This window comes from Pseudomonas sp. MF6767 (assembly GCF_016405475.1).
Lineage (GTDB): Bacteria > Pseudomonadota > Gammaproteobacteria > Pseudomonadales > Pseudomonadaceae > Aquipseudomonas > Aquipseudomonas paracarnis.
Genome location: NZ_JAEKCY010000020.1, coordinates 73,360 through 91,887, shown reverse-complemented (window position 1 = coordinate 91,887; position 18,528 = coordinate 73,360). Strand labels below are relative to the sequence as shown.

Annotated in this window: 1 protein-coding gene; it reads right to left on the bottom strand. The window is 57.9% G+C overall.

The genetic code is table 11. The annotated features are described in order from the left end of the window. Window positions 1–68: 68 nt before the first annotated feature. On the bottom strand, window positions 69–18,386 hold the full coding sequence (locus tag JFT58_RS24725) for a retention module-containing protein (RefSeq protein ID WP_054896856.1): 18,318 nt from the start codon (window positions 18,384–18,386) through the stop codon (window positions 69–71). Window positions 18,387–18,528 lie beyond the last annotated feature (142 nt).

The following is an 18,528-nucleotide window of genomic DNA, read 5'->3' as shown; positions in this document are numbered from 1 at the left end:
TCCGCCAGGGCCAGCGACCCGTAGGCCAAAAAATCGGCCGCCTGGAAGGGCGGCCGATCAATCGCGTCTTAGGTGTGATCGATCTTGATGGTCGGGTCGGCACCACTGATCAGCGAGTTGATGCTGGTGTGGGACCAATCGTTGCCTTCCAGTTTGATCGTCACATCAGCATTGGCCAGGCCACCGGCGGCGTTGAGCTTGCCTTCACTGCTCACTTGCAGGGTCGACACACCTTCTACCGTGGTGATCTTGAGGTAATTGTCGATGGTGCTGTCGGTTTCACCTTTCAACAAATCGCGCAGGTCAATGCGGTCGCCTTCGGACGCCTTGAAGTCCTTGATCACATCGTTGCCGATGTCGCCCGCCTTCCACACGAAGGTGTCGGCCCCCGAGCCACCGATCAGGATGTCGTTGCCCTGGCCGCCAATCAACGTGTCGTTACCCGTGCCACCCAGCAGGATGTCATTGCCTTTGCCGCCGTCCAGAAGGTCGTTGCCGCCCTGGCCGAACAGGATGTCATCGCCAGCCCCGCCCAACAGTGTATCGCCGGCATCTTTGGCGCCGGAGACGTCGAAGTCCACATAGTGCTCGGTGACGTACTGGTGAACGTTAGAGGCAGTCACTGCCGAGACAGCCACGCCGGTCTTCTGTGCGACAAAGGCCTGCAGCGCGTTGTAACCCTCGCCATTGATCCCGCTGAAGCTCACCAGGTCGCCGAAGAGGATGTCGTTGCCGTCGCCACCGCTGACGGTGTCCGCGCCCGGCAACGTCGCCTCTGTGTGGCCGAGGATAGCGTTGGCCAGGTCCTTCGGATCGATGTTGGCCTGTGGCTTGCCATCGCTGTCGTACGGTGCCAACTGATTCAGGCTGACCCCACTGTTGAGGCCGATGGCTTCTACGCCACCTGTGGACAGACCTTTAAGCAGTGCGAACGCGCTGTTGGAGTTGAGGGTGGTGGAGTAGTCGGTATCGTAGCCGAGGCCGCCTTGCACCGATATTTCATAGGTGCCATCCCCTTGGGCGTGGATGATTCCCTTGTTGTACCCCCAGCCGTAAGACCAGAGGGTTACCTTGCCGGCAGAGTTGATATCAAGGTAGTTATTCGAATCGATGTTGATCCGGGTGGCGGTACCTATGGTGTAGTTGTTCATGGTGACGACATCATCGAGCCTGACGTTGCCGTACAAGTATGGGTTGGTCTGCTCGGACGCTTGGTAAAACGTCGGCTGACCATCGGTGATGAAGTACGTTGTATTGATAGCGCCAGTGTTGCCAGTCGCCTGGGCACTCTTGAAGAAGTTGGCCGCGGCCTTGAACACGTCTTCGTAGTTGGTCCCGCCGGTAGACACCATGGAATCCAGGACTTTCTGCAGCGAGTCCAATGCACCTGGGTCTTTCAGGTTGACTGTCACCGTGCGATTGACCTGGTCGCTGAAATCCGCCAGGAAGATATTCACAGTGCCAGAAGTGCTGGCGCCGATACTGTTTTTCAGCGAGTTGAACGTGGTGGTCAGCGAGGTTTTTGCCGCTGCTATCGAGTCCGCACCCATACTGCCCGATGTATCGATCATGAACGCGATGTTGTAGTTCTTGCCCTGCACCACGTTCAAGCCGGCGACGTCGGCCACGACAATGTCGTTGCCATCGCTGCCATTGATGGTGTCGCTGCCCGAGGTGCCGGTGACCGAATTGTAGGTCGCTGGGTGCACCGTGACGGGCAATTGCGCGGTGGTGGTCGCTGAACCGCCGATGCTCTCGGTGGACGTCGAAGTGACCGTCAGGTTGAACTGACCGCTGTAGTAGGTCGGCGGCTTGATGGTCAGGGTGTTCAGGTCCCAGCCCGTGACATTCACTTCGCCCACGGTTTTACCCGCAGTAAAGGTGTGCCCAGACGCGTCGGTCAGTACCGAGCCTGCCGGAATGCCGCTGATCTTCACGCTCAGGGTTTCGGAGCCGTCGGTGTCGGTCAGCGCGGTGGTGACCTTGGACAATTTGACCGTGCCGTTTTCCTGGCCTTCGTTGAGCTTGTAGCCCACGTAGTAACCGTCACCGTTGCTGCCATGCAGGTCGGATACGGTGACGCCGGCGTTGGTCAGGTCGGTAAGGCCGGTGTACAGCGGCACGGTGCTGGTGCTCAGGTTCTGCACCGCCCCGCCGTTGACCGACAGGTTGACGTCAAAGCTGCCAGGCCCCGCTTGGTTGGCCTGGTAGATCTCAAGGCTGTAGTAACCAGTGGTCGTTGGCGTGAACGAGCCGCTGAACTTGCCGCTGTTGGTACCCCACAAACCGCTCGCAACGTCTTTACCGCCAACGTTGACCACCACGCTGTCATCCGCGATACCGCTGAAGGTGTAGCTCTTGCCCGCTTCCATGTAGATCAGGCCGGAGATCTTGGAACCAGAGCCAGCGGCCACGTTGTCGACGGACTCGACGTTGGTCACCACAGAGGTGCTGTTGGGTGTGCCCGCGTTATCGATGGCTTTTTTCAGCACGTCCGGTGCAGCACCGTTGCCGTTGTTGCCGAGGCCGGCGATGCTGTTCCAGCCCTGTTTGACCAGGCCGGTCGAGGCAACGTTGTTGTCGGCCACGCTCAGGGTCGGTGCGTCGGCCACTGGGGTGATATCGACTTTCACCGTAGCGCTGGTGCCCAGGTCCTTGCCATCGGTTGGCTGGAACTTGAACTGCGCGTAATCCGCCTGCTTGTTACCCACGCCAGTGCCGCCGTAACCGTCGGCGCCGGACTCGTTGGCGTTCGGCATAAAGCGCAGTTGGCCGCCATCGATCTGGGCCTTGGTAAAGGTCTGGCCGCTGGTCACGTTGGTCCAGGTGCTGCCGTCCGCCGCAAGGTATTGCAGCTTGCCGGCTACTGGCAGGTCGGTGATTTTCACCCCGAGGCTGGCTTGTGGCGAGTCCACATCGCTCACGCCGAAGTTGGCCCAGGTCAGGGCCAGCGCCGTGTCTTCCGTACCGGTCACAGCACCGCCAGTGGCCACTGGTGCATCGTTGACCGCTACCACGTTGACGGTGGTGGTGGCCACGTTGGAGTAGTTGCCGCCATCGGTCACCGTCACGGTGATGGTGCGCGGTGTGGTGCTCGGGTCGTGGCTGTTGTTGGTGAACGTGATGTTCTGGATACGTTGCATGTAGTCAGCCAGCGTTGCGCTGCCGGACAACGTCAGGGTAATAGTGCCCGTCTGGTTGTTGGTGCTGACGCTGATGCCATTCACGCTATTGCCCAGGTTCAGGGCATCACCGGCCTGTGCGTTGGTCAGCGTGACCGTCGCGCCCGTCAGCAGTGTGCTGTCTGGGTCAGTGATCTTGATATCCGTATCGGCGATCGACACGCCCGGCCCGGCGGTACCCTCGGTAAATGTCGTCTTGTAATCGGCACCCGTGGCGCCGCTGGAGTTGTTGGCATCCAGGTCGATCACCGGCGGCGCATCGTTGTCGAGGATGTTGGTGGTGACGGTGCCTTTGTCGATCACCAGGTTCTCGAAGTTGCCTCCGGTGACCTTGTCGATGGTGATAACGATCTGTTCCGTAGGCTCGGTGATCTTGTCGTCGAGCGTGCGGATATCAAACGGCACGCTGCTGGAGCCTGCCGGGATCTTCACGGTGTACACGCCGGTGAAGTCCGAACCGTCAGTGGCGGTGCCGCTGTATTTGAGCGTCACGGTTACGTCGGTTTGCGGCGGGTTGGTCAAGGTCAGGGTGTAGTGGGCTGTGCCACCTTCAGTGACCGAGCCATCGCCCGTTATGCTGATTTTGGTATCCGTCACTACATCCGTGACCTTGGTGACCGCGGGGCTGGCGTCAACAATCAGATGCTCGTACTTGTCGCCACCGCTGACCACGCCGGTGATCTTGGCGCTGACATCATTGGCGCCGACATAGGCATCGTTCGGTGCGGTAGCTGTCGTGAAGCTGGTGGACTTGCCACTGCCGATGGTGATGGTCGAGCCGTTATCCAGCCTTACCACCAAGTCGGAGCCCACGTTGTTCACGGCCGCGCCGTTCTTGTCGACCAGGGACGCGGTGTAGACGATCTGCCCGCCTTCGCTGACCGAACCGGTGGCCTTGAGTACCACGGTCACGTCGTCGATGGTGTCGTTGATGGTGGTCGTGGCGCCCGCAGGTGTGATGGTCACACCCTCGAAATTGCCGCCGGTGGTGCCGGTGATCTTGACGGTCTGGGTGCTCTTGTCGATGAACACGTCATCGGTAGGCGCCGGGACGGTCACCGTGCCCATGGTCTCACCTTGCTTGATGGTGATGCTCGAACCGTTGTCGAGCTGGACCAGCATGTCGCTGCCGGCCTTGTTGCTCAAGGTGGCGGTGTAGGTGATCTGGCCGCCTTCGTTGACCGCGGTCGGGGCAGTCAAGGTGACGGTGGTCAGGTCGGTGGAGCCTGGTGTGTCGGTGACGGTGGTGTTCACCGCCGTCGTGCCCGGCACGAGGTTCTCGAAATGCTCGCCACCGGTCACGCCTTTGATGGCGGTGGTGACGGTTTGGTCGCCTTTGTAGACGTCGTTTGGCGCTACGGTGGTGATGGAACCGCTCGACTGATTCACACCGATGGTGATGGTTTTGCCATTGTCCAAGGTGACGGTCAGCGGATTGGTGATGTTGGTCACCGCTGCGCCGTTTTTATCCACAAGGCTGGCGGTGTAGACGATGTTGCCGCCTTCGCCAACGGTGGTGGTGGCGGTCAGAACTACATCCACCTTGTCGATGGTGTCGTTGATCGTGGTGGTTGCGCCGTTGCCTGCCACTTCCAGTTTTTCGAAGTTGCCGCCGGAAGCGTCGGTGATCTTGACGGTCTGAGTGCTCTTGTCGATGAACACGTCATCGGTAGGCGCAGGCACAGTTACGGTGCCCACGGTCTCGCCAGCCTTGATTGTGATCGACGAGCCGTTGTCCAACTTCAGCGTGACGTCGGTCCCCGCCTTGTTGGACAGCGTGGCGGTGTACGTAATCTGGCCACCTTCGTTAACAGCGTTAGGCGCTGTCAGCGTCACAGTAGTGGTGTTGTCGGTACCCGGAGTGTCCGTAACGGTGGTGTTCACCGCGGTAGTGCCAGGGACCAGATTCTCGAAATGCTCGCCGCCGGTCACGCCTTTGATAGCAGTGGTGACGGTCTGGTCGCCCTTGTACACGTCATCAGGAGCAAGAACCGAAACGCTACCGCTCGATTGGTTTACGCCGATGGTGATGGTTTTGCCGTTATCCAGGGTCACGGTCAGCGGATTGGTGATGTTGGTCACCGGCGCGCCGTTCTTATCCACAAGGCTGGCGGTGTAAACGATGTTGCCGCCTTCGCCAACGGTGGTGGTGGCGGTCAGGACCACATCGACTTTGTCGATGGTGTCGTTGATCGTGGTGGTGGCGCCGTTGCCTGCAACTTCCAGTTTTTCGAAGTTGCCGCCGGAAGCGTCAGTGATTTTGACGGTCTGCGTGCTCTTATCGATAAACACGTCATCGGTCGGCGCAGGCACGGTTACGGTACCAACAGTTTCGCCAGCCTTGATGGTGATGCTTGAACCGTTGTCGAGTTTCAGCGTGACGTCAGTGCCCGCTTTGTTGGACAGCGTGGCGGTGTACGTGATCTGGCCACCTTCGTTAACAGCACTTGGCGCAGTCAAGGTGACAGTCGTGGTGTTATCGGTGCCCGGTGTATCAGTAACGGTGGTGTTAACCGGGGTAGTACCTGGAACCAGATTTTCGAAGTGCTCGCCGCCGGTCACGCCTTTGATAGCAGTGGTGACGGTCTGGTCGCCCTTGTACACGTCATCAGGAGCAACAACCGAAACGCTACCGCTCGATTGGTTTACGCCGATGGTGATGGTTTTGCCGTTATCCAGGGTCACGGTCAGCGGATTGGTGATGTTGGTCACCGGTGCGCCATTTTTATCCACAAGGCTGGCCGTGTAGACGATGTTGCCGCCTTCACCCACGGTAGTGGTGGCGGTCAGAACTACATCCACCTTGTCGATGGTGTCGTTGATCGTGGTGGTTGCGCCGCTGCCTGCAACTTCCAGTTTTTCGAAGTTGCCGCCGGAGGCGTCGGTGATCTTGACGGTCTGCGTGCTCTTATCGATAAACACGTCATCGGTAGGGGCAGGCACGGTTACGGTGCCAACAGTGTCGCCAGCCTTGATCGTGATCGACGAACCGTTATCCAGCTTCAGGGTGACGTCAGTGCCCGCTTTGTTGGACAGCGTGGCGGTGTACGTGATCTGGCCACCTTCGTTAACAGCACTTGGCGCAGTCAAGGTGACAGTCGTGGTGTTGTCGGTACCCGGTGTATCGGTAACGGTCGTGTTAACTGGGGTAGTACCTGGAACCAGATTTTCAAAGTGCTCGCCGCCGGTCACGCCTTTGATGGCGGTAGTGACAGTTTGATCGCCTTTGTACACATCATCCGGCGCGATGGTTGTAATAGAGCCACTCGACTGATTCACACCAATGGTGATGGTCTTGCCGTTGTCCAAGGTAACGGTCAACGGGTTGGTGATGTTGGTCACCGGTGCGCCGTTTTTATCCACAAGACTGGCGGTGTAGACGATATTGCCGCCTTCGCCGACGGTAGTTGTAGCAGTTAGAACTACATCCACCTTGTCGATGGTGTCGTTGATCGTGGTGGTTGCGCCGTTACCTGCGACTTCGAGTTTTTCGAAGTTGCCGCCGGAAGCGTCAGTAATCTTGACGGTCTGGCTGCTCTTGTCGATGAACACGTCATCGCTAGGAGCGGGCACGGTCACAGTGCCAACAGTGTCGCCAGCCTTGATGGTGATCGAAGAACCGTTGTCGAGTTTCAGCGTTACGTCAGTGCCCGCCTTGTTGGACAGCGTGGCGGTGTACGTAATCTGTCCGCCTTCGTTAACAGCGTTAGGCGCTGTCAGCGTCACAGTAGTGGTGTTGTCGGTACCCGGAGTGTCCGTAACGGTGGTGTTCACCGCGGTAGTGCCCGGCACCAGGTTCTCGAAATGCTCGCCGCCGGTCACGCCTTTGATAGCGGTGGTGACAGTTTGGTCGCCCTTGTACACATCATCAGGAGCAAGAACCGAAACGCTACCGCTCGATTGGTTTACGCCGATGGTGATGGTCTTGCCGTTGTCCAAGGTAACGGTGAGCGGGTTGGTGATGTTGGTCACCGGCGCGCCGTTCTTATCCACAAGGCTGGCGGTATAGACGATATTGCCGCCTTCACCCACGGTAGTGGTGGCGGTCAGAACTACATCCACCTTGTCGATGGTGTCGTTGATCGTGGTGGTTGCGCCGTTACCTGCGACTTCGAGTTTTTCGAAGTTGCCGCCGGAAGCGTCGGTGATCTTGACGGTCTGAGTGCTCTTGTCGATGAACACGTCATCGGTAGGCGCAGGGACGGTCACAGTACCAACGGTTTCGCCAGCCTTGATGGTGATCGACGAGCCGTTGTCGAGTTTCAGCGTGACGTCGGTCCCCGCCTTGTTGGACAGCGTGGCGGTGTACGTAATCTGTCCACCTTCGTTAACAGCGTTAGGCGCTGTCAGCGTCACAGTAGTGGTGTTGTCGGTACCCGGAGTGTCCGTAACGGTGGTGTTCACCGCGGTAGTGCCAGGGACCAGATTCTCGAAATGCTCGCCGCCGGTCACGCCTTTGATAGCAGTGGTGACGGTCTGGTCGCCCTTGTACACGTCATCAGGAGCAACAACCGAAACGCTACCGCTTGATTGGTTTACGCCGATGGTGATGGTCTTGCCGTTGTCCAAGGTAACGGTCAACGGGTTGGTGATGTTGGTCACCGGTGCGCCGTTTTTATCCACAAGGCTGGCGGTGTAGACGATATTGCCGCCTTCGCCGACGGTGGTAGTAGCGGTCAGGACCACATCTACCTTGTCGATGGTGTCATTGATGGTGGTGGTTGCGCCGTCGCCTGCCACTTCGAGTTTTTCGAAATTGCCGCCGGTGGTCTCGGCGATCTTAACGGTCTGGGTGCTTTTATCGATAAACACGTCATCGGTAGGCGCAGGGACAGTGACGGTGCCAACAGTGTCGCCAGCCTTAATGGTGATGCTTGAACCATTGTCGAGTTTCAGCGTGACGTCGGTGCCGGCCTTATTGCTCAAGGTCGCGGTGTAGGTGATCTGACCACCTTCGTTAACGGCACTTGGCGCTGTCAGCGTCACAGTAGTGGTGTTGTCGGTACCCGGTGTGTCCGTAACGGTGGTGTTCACCGCGGTAGTGCCCGGCACCAGGTTCTCGAAATGCTCGCCGCCGGTTACGCCTTTGATAGCGGTGGTGACGGTTTGATCGCCTTTATAGACATCATCAGGAGCAAGAACCGAAACGCTACCGCTAGTCTGGTTTACGCCGATGGTGATGGTCTGGCCATTATCCAAGGTGACGGTCAACGGATTGGTGATGTTAATCACCAGCGCGCCGTTTTTATCCACAAGGCTGGCGGTGTAGACGATATTGCCGCCCTCTCCAACGGTGGTAGTGGCGGTCAGAACCACATCGACTTTGTCGATGGTGTCGTTGATGGTGGTGGTTGCGCCGCTGCCTGCAACTTCGAGTTTTTCGAAGTTGCCGCCAGTGGTTTCGGTGATCTGTACGGTCTGGGTGCTCTTGTCGATGAACACGTCATCGCTAGGCGCAGGCACGGTCACAGTGCCAACGGTGTCGCCAGCCTTGATAGTGATCGAAGAGCCGTTATCCAACTTCAGCGTGACGTCAGTACCGGCCTTATTGCTCAAGGTCGCCGTATAGGTGATCTGGCCACCCTCATTCGCTTCGGTCGGTGCTGTCAGCGTTACGGTAGTGGTGTTATCGGTGCCCGGTGTATCAGTAACGGTGGTGTTCACCGCGGTAGTGCCAGGGACCAGATTCTCGAAATGCTCGCCGCCGGTCACACCCTTGATAGCGGTGGTGACGGTTTGATCGCCTTTATAGACATCATCAGGAGCAAGAACCGAAACGCTACCGCTAGTCTGGTTTACGCCAATGGTGATGGTCTGGCCGTTATCCAAGGTGACGGTCAACGGGTTGGTGATGTTAGTCACCGGCGCACCGTTTTTATCCACAAGGCTGGCGGTGTAGACGATGTTGCCGCCTTCACCAACGGAGGTGGTGGCCGTCAGGACCACATCGACTTTGTCGATGGTGTCGTTGATCGTGGTGGTTGCGCCGTTGCCTGCAACTTCCAGTTTTTCGAAGTTGCCGCCGGAAGCGTCGGTGATCTTGACGGTCTGCGTGCTCTTATCGATGAACACGTCATCGCTAGGAGCGGGCACGGTCACGGTGCCAACCGTGTCGCCAGCCTTGATAGTGATCGACGAGCCGTTATCCAGCTTCAAGGTGACATCAGTACCGGCCTTGTTGCTCAAGGTCGCGGTGTAGGTGATCTGGCCGCCTTCGTTAACGGCACTTGGCGCAGTCAGCGTAACCGTGGTGGTGTTATCGGTACCCGGTGTGTCCGTAACGGTGGTGTTCACCGCGGTAGTGCCAGGGACCAGATTTTCGAAATGCTCGCCGCCGGTCACACCCTTGATAGCGGTGGTGACAGTTTGGTCGCCCTTGTACACATCATCAGGAGCAAGAACCGAAACGCTACCGCTCGATTGGTTTACGCCGATGGTGATGGTCTTGCCGTTGTCCAGAGTCACGGTGAGCGGATTGGTGATGTTGGTCACCGGTGCGCCGTTTTTATCCACAAGGCTGGCGGTGTAGACGATATTGCCGCCTTCGCCAACGGTGGTGGTCGCGGTCAGGACTACATCAACCTTGTCGATGGTGTCGTTGATTGTGGTGGTTGCGCCATTCCCTGCGACTTCCAGTTTTTCGAAGTTGCCACCAGTGGTCTCGGTGATCTGAACGGTCTGCGTGCTCTTGTCGATGAACACGTCATCGGTAGGCGCAGGCACGGTTACGGTGCCAACGGTGTCGCCAGCCTTGATGGTGATGCTTGAACCGTTGTCGAGCTTCAGTGTTACGTCAGTGCCCGCTTTGTTGGACAGCGTGGCGGTGTACGTAATCTGCCCACCTTCGTTTGCCTCAGCCGGAGCCGTCAACGTAACGGTGGTGGTGTTATCGGTGCCAGGGTTATCGGTGACAGTAGTGTTCACTGCCGTCGTGCCAGGGACCAGGTTTTCGAAGTGCTCGCCGCCGGTCACGCTTTTGATGGCGGTAGTGACAGTTTGATCGCCTTTGTACACATCATCCGGCGCGATGGTGGTGATAGAGCCACTCGACTGATTCACACCAATGGTGATGGTCTTGCCGTTATCGAGGGTGACGGTCAGCGGATTGATGATGTTAGTCACCGGTGCGCCGTTTTTATCCACAAGGCTGGCGGTGTAGACGATGTTGCCGCCTTCACCAACGGTGGTGGTGGCCGTCAGGACCACATCGACCTTGTCGATGGTGTCGTTGATCGTGGTCGTTGCGCCGCTGCCTGCAACTTCCAGTTTTTCGAAGTTGCCGCCGGAAGCGTCGGTGATCTTGACGGTCTGAGTGCTCTTATCGATGAACACGTCATCGCTAGGAGCGGGCACGGTCACAGTGCCAACCGTGTCGCCAGCCTTGATGGTGATCGAAGAGCCGTTATCCAACTTCAGCGTGACGTCGGTACCGGCCTTATTGCTCAAGGTCGCGGTATAGGTGATCTGGCCACCCTCATTCGCTTCGGTCGGAGCTGTCAGCGTTACGGTAGTGGTGTTATCGGTGCCCGGTGTATCAGTAACGGTGGTGTTAACCGGGGTAGTACCTGGAACCAGATTTTCGAAGTGCTCGCCGCCGGTAACACCCTTGATAGCGGTGGTGACGGTTTGATCGCCTTTATAGACATCATCAGGAGCAAGAACCGAAACGCTACCGCTAGTCTGGTTTACGCCGATGGTGATGGTCTGGCCATTATCCAAGGTGACGGTCAACGGATTGGTGATGTTAGTCACCGGCGCACCGTTTTTATCCACAAGGCTGGCGGTGTAGACGATGTTGCCGCCTTCACCAACGGTGGTGGTGGCCGTCAGGACCACATCAACTTTGTCGATGGTGTCGTTGATCGTGGTGGTCGCGCCGTTACCTGCAACTTCCAGTTTTTCGAAGTTGCCGCCGGTGGTTTCGGTGATCTTGACCGTTTGGGTGCTCTTGTCGATGAACACGTCATCGGTAGGCGCGGGTACGGTTACGGTGCCAACAGTGTCGCCAGCCTTGATCGTGATCGACGAGCCGTTATCCAGCTTCAGGGTGACGTCAGTGCCAGCCTTGTTGCTCAAGGTCGCGGTGTAGGTAATCTGACCACCTTCGTTAACCGCACTTGGCGCAGTCAGGGTGACAGTCGTTGTGTTGTCGGTACCGGGGGTATCGGTGACAGTGGTGTTCACTGCCGTAGTGCCAGGGACCAGGTTTTCGAAGTGCTCGCCGCCAGTCACGCTTTTGATAGCCGTGGTGACGGTTTGGTCGCCCTTATACACATCATCAGGAGCAATAACCGAAACGCTACCGCTCGATTGGTTTACGCCGATGGTGATGGTCTGGCCATTATCCAAGGTGACGGTCAACGGATTGGTGATGTTAGTCACCGGCGCACCGTTTTTATCCACAAGGCTAGCGGTGTAGACGATGTTGCCGCCTTCACCAACGGTGGTGGTGGCCGTCAGGACCACATCAACTTTGTCGATGGTGTCGTTGATCGTGGTGGTCGCGCCGTTACCTGCAACTTCCAGTTTTTCGAAGTTGCCGCCGGAAGCGTCGGTGATCTTGACGGTCTGAGTGCTCTTATCGATGAACACGTCATCGGTCGGCGCGGGCACGGTTACGGTGCCAACCGTGTCGCCAGCCTTGATGGTGATCGAAGAGCCGTTATCCAGCTTCAAGATGACGTCAGTACCGGCCTTGTTGCTCAAGGTCGCGGTGTACGTAATCTGACCACCTTCGTTTGCCTCAGCCGGAGCCGTCAACGTAACGGTGGTGGTGTTATCGGTGCCAGGGTTATCGGTGACAGTAGTGTTCACTGCCGTCGTGCCAGGGACCAGGTTTTCGAAGTGCTCGCCGCCGGTCACGCTTTTGATGGCGGTAGTGACAGTTTGGTCGCCTTTGTACACATCATCCGGCGCGATGGTGGTGATAGAGCCACTCGACTGATTCACACCAATGGTAATGGTCTTGCCGTTATCGAGGGTGACGGTCAGCGGATTGGTGATGTTAGTCACCGGTGCGCCGTTTTTATCCACAAGGCTGGCGGTGTAGACGATGTTGCCGCCTTCACCAACGGTGGCGGTAGCGGTCAGAACCACATCAACTTTGTCGATCGTGTCGTTGATCGTGGTCGTTGCGCCGCTGCCTGCAACTTCCAGTTTTTCGAAGTTGCCGCCGGTGGTTTCGGTGATCTTGACCGTCTGCGTGCTCTTGTCGATGAACACGTCATCGGTAGGCGCAGGGACAGTCACGGTGCCAACCGTGTCGCCAGCCTTGATGGTGATCGAAGAGCCGTTATCCAACTTCAGCGTGACGTCGGTACCGGCCTTATTGCTCAAGGTCGCGGTATAGGTGATCTGGCCACCCTCATTCGCTTCGGTCGGAGCTGTCAGCGTTACGGTAGTGGTGTTATCGGTGCCCGGTGTATCAGTAACGGTGGTGTTAACCGGGGTAGTACCTGGAACCAGATTTTCAAAGTGCTCGCCGCCGGTCACGCCTTTGATGGCGGTAGTGACGGTCTGGTCGCCTTTGTACACGTCATCCGGCGCGATGGTGGTGATAGAACCGCTCGACTGGTTTACGCCAATAGTGATGGTCTTGCCGTTATCCAGGGTCACGGTCAGCGGATTGGTGATGTTGGTCACCGGTGCGCCGTTTTTATCCACAAGGCTGGCGGTGTAGACGATATTGCCGCCTTCGCCGACGGTGGTAGTAGCGGTCAGGACCACATCTACCTTGTCGATGGTGTCATTGATGGTGGTGGTTGCGCCGTCGCCTGCCACTTCGAGTTTTTCGAAATTGCCGCCGGTGGTTTCGGTGATCTTGACCGTCTGCGTGCTCTTGTCGATGAACACGTCATCGGTAGGCGCAGGGACAGTCACGGTGCCAACAGTGTCGCCAGCCTTGATCATGATCGACGAGCCGTTATCCAGCTTCAGGGTGACGTCAGTGCCAGCCTTGTTGCTCAAGGTCGCGGTATAGGTAATCTGACCACCTTCGCTCGCCTCGGTCGGAGCCGTCAGCGTCACGGTAGTGGTGTTGTCGGTACCCGGTGTATCAGTCACAGTTGTAGTGACGTTATCTGTACCTGGGACCAGGTTTTCAAAATGCTCGCCGCCAGTCACGCCTTTGATAGCCGTGGTGACGGTTTGGTCGCCCTTATACACATCATCAGGAGCAATAACCGAAACGCTACCGCTCGATTGGTTTACGCCAATGGTGATGGTCTTGCCGTTATCGAGGGTGACGGTCAGCGGATTGGTGATGTTGGTCACCGGTGCGCCGTTTTTATCCACGAGGCTAGCGGTGTAGACGATATTGCCGCCTTCACCAACAGTGGTAGTGGCGGTCAGAACTACATCAACCTTGTCGATGGTGTCGTTGATCGTAGTGGTCGCGCCGCTGCCTGCCACTTCGAGCTTTTCGAAGTTGCCACCACTGGTTTCGGTGATCTTGACGGTCTGGGTGCTCTTATCGATGAACACGTCATCGGTAGGGGCGGGCACGGTGACGGTCCCAACAGTGTCGCCGGCCTTGATGGTGATGCTTGAACCGTTGTCGAGTTTCAGTGTTACGTCAGTGCCCGCTTTGTTGGAAAGCGTGGCGGTGTACGTAATCTGTCCACCTTCGTTAACAGCGTTAGGCGCTGTCAGCGTCACAGTAGTGATGTTGTCTGTACCTGGTGTATCAGTAACGGTGGTGTTAACCGGGGTAGTACCTGGAGCCAGATTTTCAAAGTGCTCGCCGCCAGTGACGCCTTTGATAGCAGTGGTAACGGTCTGGTCGCCTTTGTACACATCATCAGGAGCTAGAACCGAAACGCTACCGCTCGATTGGTTTACGCCAATAGTGATGGTCTGGCCGTTATCCAAAGTCACCGTCAGCGGATTGTTGATGTTGGTCACCGGCGCGCCGTTTTTATCCACAAGGCTGGCGGTGTAGACGATGTTGCCGCCTTCGCCGACAGTGGTAGTGGCCGTCAGAACTACATCGACCTTGTCGATGGTGTCGTTGATCGTGGTGGTTGCGCCGTTGCCTGCGACTTCTAACTTCTCGAAGTTGCCGCCAGTGGTCTCGGTTATCTTGACGGTCTGCGTGCTCTTGTCGATGAACACGTCATCGGTAGGGGCGGGCACGGTGACGGTCCCAACAGTTTCGCCAGCCTTGATGGTGATCGACGAGCCGTTGTCCAACTTCAGCGTGACGTCAGTGCCCGCTTTGTTGGAAAGCGTGGCGGTATAAGTGATCTGGCCACCCTCATTCGCCTCGGTCGGAGCTGTCAGCGTTACGGTAGTGGTGTTATCGGTGCCCGGTGTATCAGTAACGGTGGTGTTAACCGGGGTAGTACCTGGAACCAGATTTTCGAAGTGCTCGCCGCCGGTCACGCCTTTGATGGCGGTGGTGACGGTTTGGTCGCCCTTGTACACATCATCAGGAGCAACAACCGAAACGCTACCGCTCGATTGGTTTACGCCGATGGTGATGGTTTTACCGTTGTCCAAGGTAACGGTCAGCGGGTTGGTGATGTTGGTCACCGGCGCGCCGTTTTTATCCACAAGGCTGGCTGTGTAGACGATATTGCCGCCTTCACCGACGGTGGTGGTGGCGGTCAGGACTACGTCGACTTTGTCGATGGTGTCGTTGATCGTGGTGGTCGCGCCGTTGCCTGCGACTTCTAACTTCTCGAAGTTGCCGCCAGTGGTCTCGGTGATCTTGACGGTCTGTGTGCTCTTGTCGATGAACACGTCATCGGTAGGCGCAGGGACAGTGACGGTGCCTACGGTTTCGCCAGCCTTGATGGTGATGCTTGAGCCGTTGTCGAGTTTCAGCGTGACGTCGGTGCCGGCCTTGTTGCTCAAGGTTGCGGTGTAGGTGATCTGGCCACCTTCGTTAACTGCATTTGGCGCAGTCAGGATGACAGTCGTTGTGTTGTCGGTATCGGGGGTGTCGGTGACAGTGGTGTTCACTGCCGTCGTGCCAGGGACCAAGTTTTCAAAGTGCTCGCCACCAGTGACGCCTTTGATAGCGGTAGTGACGGTCTGGTCGCCTTTATAAACGTCATCCGGCGCGATAGTGGTGACAGAGCCACTCGACTGGTTCACACCGATGGTGATTGTCTTGCCGTTATCCAAGGTCACGGTCAGCGGGTTAGTGATGTTAGTCACCGGTGCGCCGTTTTTATCCACAAGGCTGGCGGTGTAGACGATGTTGCCGCCTTCGCCGACAGTGGTAGTGGCCGTCAGAACTACATCGACCTTGTCGATGGTGTCGTTGATCGTGGTGGTCGCGCCGTTGCCTGCCACTTCGAGTTTTTCGAAGTTGCCGCCAGTGGCCTCGGTGATCTGAACGGTCTGCGTGCTCTTGTCGATGAACACGTCATCGGTAGGCGCAGGGACGGTCACGGTGCCAACGGTTTCGCCAGCTTTGATGGTGATGCTTGAGCCGTTATCCAACTTCAGCGTGACGTCAGTGCCCGCTTTGTTGGAAAGCGTGGCGGTGTAAGTGATCTCGCCACCCTCATTCGCCTCGGTCGGAGCCGTCAGTGTCACGGTAGTGGTGTTATCGGTGCCCGGTGTATCGGTAACGGTCGTGTTAACTGGGGTAGTACCTGGAACCAGATTTTCAAAATGCTCGCCGCCGGTCACACCCTTGATAGCAGCGGTGACGGTCTGATCGCCTTTATAAATATCGTCTGGCGCCACGGTGGTAACGGTGCCGCTGGATTGGTTAACACCGATAGTAATGGTCTGACCGTTATCCAAAGTGACGGTCAACGGGTTAGTGATGTTAGTCACCGGCGCGCCGTTCTTATCCACAAGGCTAGCGGTGTAGACGATATTGCCGCCTTCGCCAACGGTGGTGGTAGCGGTCAGGACCACATCGACTTTGTCGGTGGTGTCGTTGATCGTGGTGGTTGCGCCGCTGCCTGCAACTTCCAGTTTTTCGAAGTTGCCGCCGGTGGTTTCGGTGATCTTGACCGTTTGGGTGCTCTTGTCGATGAACACGTCATCGGTAGGGGCGGGCACGGTCACGGTGCCAACGGTTTCGCCAGCTTTGATGGTGATGCTTGAGCCGTTGTCCAACTTCAACGTGACATCAGTGCCCGCTTTATTGGAAAGCGTGGCGGTATACGTCACCTGACCACCTTCGTTCGCCTCGGTTGGGGCTGTCAGCGTCACAGTGGTGGTGTCGATCGAATCGGTAATGGTGGTAACCGCTGGCGTGGTGCTCGGCACCAGGCTCTCGAAATTGCCGCCAGTCGCGCCCGTAATCGTCGTACTGACGGTGCTGCCGTTGACGTAGACGTCATTAGCTGGCGTATCAACGACAACGCTGCCTGTCGACTCACCGGCCTTGATGGTGATCACCGAGCCATTGCTCAAGGTGACATTCACAGGCGTCTGCGCCGGGTTGGTCAAGGTGGCGGTGTAGGTGATCTGACCGCCTTCGGTCACGGTCGAACCAGCGGTCAGGGTGACCGTGGTGGTGTCGATCGAATCGGTAATGGTGGTGACCGCTGGCGTGGTATTCGGTACCAGGTTCTCGAAGTTACCGCCCGTTGCGCCCGTGATCGTGGTGCTGACCGTCGAACCATTGTTGTAGACGTCGTTGACCGGTGTATCGACCACAACGGTACCCGTCGACTCACCGGCCTTGATGGTGATCACCGAGCCATTGCTCAAGGTGACGTTCACCGGGGTCTGCGCTGGATTGGTCAGGGTGGCGGTGTAGGTGATCTGGCCGCCTTCGGTTACGGTCGAACCCGCAGTCAGGGTGACCGTGGTGGTGTCGATCGAATCGGTAATGGTGGTGACCGCTGGCGTGGTATTCGGTACCAGGTTCTCGAAGTTACCGCCCGTTGCGCCCGTGATGGTGGTGCTGACGGTAGAGCCATTGTTGTAAACGTCGTTGGCCGGCGTATCGACCACAACGGTACCCGTCGATTCGCCCGCCTTGATGGTGATCACCGAGCCATTGCTCAAGGTGACATTCACAGGCGTCTGCGCCGGGTTGGTCAAGGTGGCGGTGTAGGTGATCTGGCCGCCTTCGGTCACGGTCGAACCCGCGGTCAGGGTGACCGTGGTGGTGTCGATCGAATCGGTAATGGTGGTAACCGCTGGCGTGGTATTCGGTACCAGGTTCTCGAAGTTACCGCCCGTTGCGCCCGTGATCGTGGTGCTGACCGTCGAACCATTGTTGTAGACGTCGTTGACCGGTGTATCGACCACAACGGTACCCGTCGATTCGCCCGCCTTGATCGTGATCACCGAGCCATTGCTCAAGGTGACATTCACCGGCGTCTGCGCCGGGTTGGTCAAGGTGGCGGTGTAGGTGATTTGACCGCCTTCGGTCACGGTCGAACCAGCCGTTAGAGTGACCGTGGTGGTGTCGATGGTGTCGGTGATCTGCGTCACGGCCGGGTTAGGGTCGATGGTCAATACCAGGTTGCCGCCACCGGTGGTGCCCGTAACGCCCACGCTGATCTGGCTCGGGTCGTTGTACGGGGTGTCGTTGGGCGCCAGGGGTACGTTGACCGTACCGGTCAGTTGGCCTGACGGGATAGTAATCACCGCGCCATTGGACAAGGTGACGGTAAGGTCGCTGCTGGATGGTCGCGTCACGGTCGCGGTGTAGGTCAGCACACCACCGGCTTCGGTGATGGTGGGGGTTGCGCTCAGGGACAGGGTCGAAGGCTGCAGCACCAGGTTGCCCGCGTCAGCGGAGCCTGGGGCACCGGTCAGCGCGTTGAGAGCCGAAGTGCCCTGACCAAGCGTACCGGTGGGGAAGCCGATGGTCGGATCGACACGGCCGGCGGTCGCATCCAGCACCACGAAGCTGTGGCCACCCCCGGCTGCGCCGTTACCGGCAGCGTTTGCGCCGGCGGCGGTGGCTTCCAGGTCGGTGGTCGGGTCGGCGCCAGCGGCGATGGCTTGTTGCAGCTCGGCAACCGATGGCGCGGCTTGCTCGCTGGCAGCGGCGAGGTCGAGGCTGGAGTCCGGCAGGTCGGCGCTCCACTGGGTGTCACGGCCCAGGTCCAGCATGCGACCGTCGGCCAGCTCCAGGCTCACGGCGCCCGACATACCGGTGTCGATCTGGTCGCCCGCGAACAAGCGATCACCTTCAACGAGGACGCGCCGAGCACCTTCCGGAGAAATAACGAAAACTTGACCAACAATGCTTTTGACGATGGCAACAACACTGCTCATTAAAATTTTCTCCGGCGATCCGTTTCGACAAATTCCATTTCGCAGCGCGCTATTAGGGCTGCCAATTGGGAGGGCGTAGTCTATATATGCATTGACGTCAAATAATTGGCTAGATTTTTTAGCTATCTAGTTAGTGCCAAAC

What these genes read in the sequence shown, in the direction of transcription:
- JFT58_RS24725 (WP_054896856.1), bottom strand. Translation starts at nt 18,386, where the DNA reads ATGAGCAGTGTTGTTGCCATCGTCAAAAGCATTGTTGGTCAAGTTTTC.